Origin of the sequence: Mesorhizobium sp. M1338, from assembly GCF_040318045.1 — a bacterium.
GTDB lineage: Bacteria > Pseudomonadota > Alphaproteobacteria > Rhizobiales > Rhizobiaceae > Mesorhizobium.
The window spans coordinates 1-2,459 of sequence record NZ_JAMYLL010000119.1; the positions used below are offsets into that span (position 1 = coordinate 1).

Annotated in this window: 3 protein-coding genes; all 3 read right to left on the reverse strand. The window is 64.4% G+C overall.

Annotated elements, in window-relative coordinates:
- Nucleotides 1-107 precede the first annotated feature (107 nt).
- Nucleotides 108-833, reverse strand: a complete 726-nt coding sequence (gene msrA, locus NKH19_RS33160) for a peptide-methionine (S)-S-oxide reductase MsrA (protein WP_352874102.1) — start codon at nucleotides 831-833, stop codon at nucleotides 108-110.
- Nucleotides 834-1,172: 339 nt separating this feature from the next.
- Nucleotides 1,173-1,448 (reverse strand): hypothetical protein, encoded by a 276-nt coding sequence (locus NKH19_RS33165; RefSeq protein ID WP_352874104.1) that lies wholly within the window; start codon nucleotides 1,446-1,448, stop codon nucleotides 1,173-1,175.
- A 104-nt stretch (nucleotides 1,449-1,552) separates the two neighbouring features.
- On the reverse strand, nucleotides 1,553-2,251 hold the full coding sequence (locus tag NKH19_RS33170; RefSeq protein ID WP_352874106.1) for a DUF1223 domain-containing protein: 699 nt from the start codon (nucleotides 2,249-2,251) through the stop codon (nucleotides 1,553-1,555).
- Nucleotides 2,252-2,459 lie beyond the last annotated feature (208 nt).

Here is a 2,459-nt window from a genome sequence, read left to right on the forward strand (position 1 = left end):
GTCAATCCGAGCCGACCAAGAGACCGATCCTCCCTCAATCAGATGGCCTTCATATATGAATAGATTTCCCCGGACAGCCCTGCCCACAAGGGGGGAGATCATGCGCCTCAATTGCTCGCCGCCAGCACCAGCACCGGCTTTTCGCTGTACAGCGCCGGGAACAACGCCTTCAGGTTCGCCACCTTGGGCAGGTCGTTGTAGACGATGTAGGGATAGGTCGGGTTCAGCGTCAGGAAATCCTGATGATAGTTCTCCGCCGGATAGAAGGTCTTGCCGGTTTCCACCGTGGTGACGATCGGCTCCGGGAACACCTTGGCCTGGTCGAGCTGGGCGATGTAGCTCTGCGCGATCTTCTTTTGCGCATCGTTTTCGGCAAAGATCGTCGAGCGGTACTGCGTGCCCGAGTCCGGCCCCTGGTAATTCAGCTGGGTCGGGTTGTGAGCGACCGAGAAATAGACCTGCAACAGCCGGCCGTAGGTCACCTCGGCCGGATCGTAGGTGATCTCGACGGATTCGGCGTGTCCGGTGCGGCCCGAGCCGACGGTCTCGTAGACGGCGGTGTCCTTGTCGCCGCCGGTGTAGCCGGAGATTGCCTTGGTCACGCCCTTGACGTGCTGGAACACGCCCTGCACGCCCCAGAAGCAGCCGCCGGCGAAAATCGCCTTCTGACTGCCGGCCGCCGCCTTTTCGTCCAAAGCCGGCGGCGGGATCTTCACCGCGTCCTCGGCAGAAACCGCCGGCGTCAGCCAGAAGGCGGCGCCCGCGGCGGCCAGCGCCAGCGCGGCGAGGGCGCCTTTGACAAAACCGAACGAACGATTCTTGATATTGGTCATGGTTGCACTCCTCATGGCTTCCATTGGGATCAGTCTATTGGATCAGGAACGGCGGCGCGATGCGTGAGTTGCGGCGGAACCTCACATTCGCGTGCGCCGGATGGGCGAAATCTTACCGTCGGCGCTGCCCCTCACTGTCCTGCCGGACATCTCTCCCCGTAAACGGGGAGAGAGCGGCTGGCCGCGACGCTGGCGTTTTTTCCTGCAACGCCGATGATTGGCGAAACCGTCGAAGAGCGCCCCTCTCCCCGTCACTATACGGGGAGAGGATGCCGGCAGGCAGGTGAGGGGCAGCGCCAAGGGCGGCCATTATTAATGGACGGCTGAGACGCGGCAGAACTAGTTTGCCGGCTTCATAGCATCCGTCGCCGGTTTCATTGCGTCAGCCGCCGGCTTCATGGCGTCAGCCGCTGGCTTCATCGAATTGGTGGCCATCGGGTCGGCGGGCTTCATCGCGTCGGTCGCCGGCTTCATCGCTTCCGCGGCCGGCTTCATGGCATTGGCGACTGGCTTCATCGCATTGGCCGCGTCGTCGGCACGGGCGGCGGCAACCAGCGCCGTCGAGCACAAAGCGAGAGCGAGCGCCGGCAGCGTCAGGCGGGACAGAATGGTCATGGTGGTCTCCTCGGGGGTTGGTCGTTGAAGGCGCGCCCTCTTGGCGGCCGTGCTATGCGGCGCCGCGCGTGCGGCGTTTGCGCAATCTCTTGTTGAAGCGTGATCTAATTGGTCGCGGCGGCCAGGATCGGTCCGCCGCCTGGCGACTGGACGAGCACGGCGGTGCTCAGGCCGTCCGAAGCCGGCGGCAGATCCAGCGCGGTGGCGGCGCCGGTCCAGCCGCCGAGTTTCTTGAGCGAATGCACGACATTGGCGTGCGGCAGAGTGCGGCCGGTGTTTTCGCCGCGCGCCACCGGCACCTCGACGACGCCTCGGAGATAGCGCACCAGCCAGACATCGGCCTTGCCGCCCGGTGCGGTGCCGGCGCCGATATTGACCTTGCCGCCGTCAAGTGACAGCGACGGACCGCTGATGTGGCCGGCGCTTGCGATCAGCTGTTCGATCTCGCCGGGCGCGGCGCCGACGACATCGGCATGGCCATTGACCACCACTTGCGGCGTGAACGGCCCGTCATGGCCGAGCGGCGGCTCGTAGCTGACCTGGCGCTGGGTGAATTCCTGGCGGCCGAATGTGTCCTTCCAGCCGAGATAGTCCCAGTAGGTGACGTTGAAGGACAGCGCCAGCACGCCGGGCTGGTCCTTGACCTCGATCAGATTGGCATTGGCCGGCGGGCAGGACGAGCAGCCCTGGCTGGTGAACAGCTCGACCACGGTGAGCGGCCGGGCGGCGGCCGCACCGAACGACACCGCCAGCGCAAGCGCGCAGAGGCTTAACACTGTGACGAACTTGCTGGACCCCGACATCGGCTTGCTCCGTGGACGGCGGCGCCTGGATGCACCACTCATGTCCCCACTTCGCCGCTGTCTGCCGCTTCGTTACAGCGCTCACCGGTTTGTGATCGCTAGCGTTCTTCCTTCTCCCCCTGTGGGCTAGCGTGCGCACACATTTGCTTCGGCGCAGTTCTTGAAGGCGCCAGATAGGGGTTGAAGAAGTTGAATCGTCTGTGATTCT

What these genes read in the sequence shown, in the direction of transcription:
- NKH19_RS33165 (WP_352874104.1), bottom strand. Translation starts at nt 1,448, where the DNA reads ATGACCATTCTGTCCCGCCTGACGCTGCCGGCGCTCGCTCTCGCTTTG.
- msrA (WP_352874102.1), bottom strand. Translation starts at nt 833, where the DNA reads ATGACCAATATCAAGAATCGTTCGTTCGGTTTTGTCAAAGGCGCCCTC.
- NKH19_RS33170 (WP_352874106.1), bottom strand. Translation starts at nt 2,251, where the DNA reads ATGTCGGGGTCCAGCAAGTTCGTCACAGTGTTAAGCCTCTGCGCGCTT.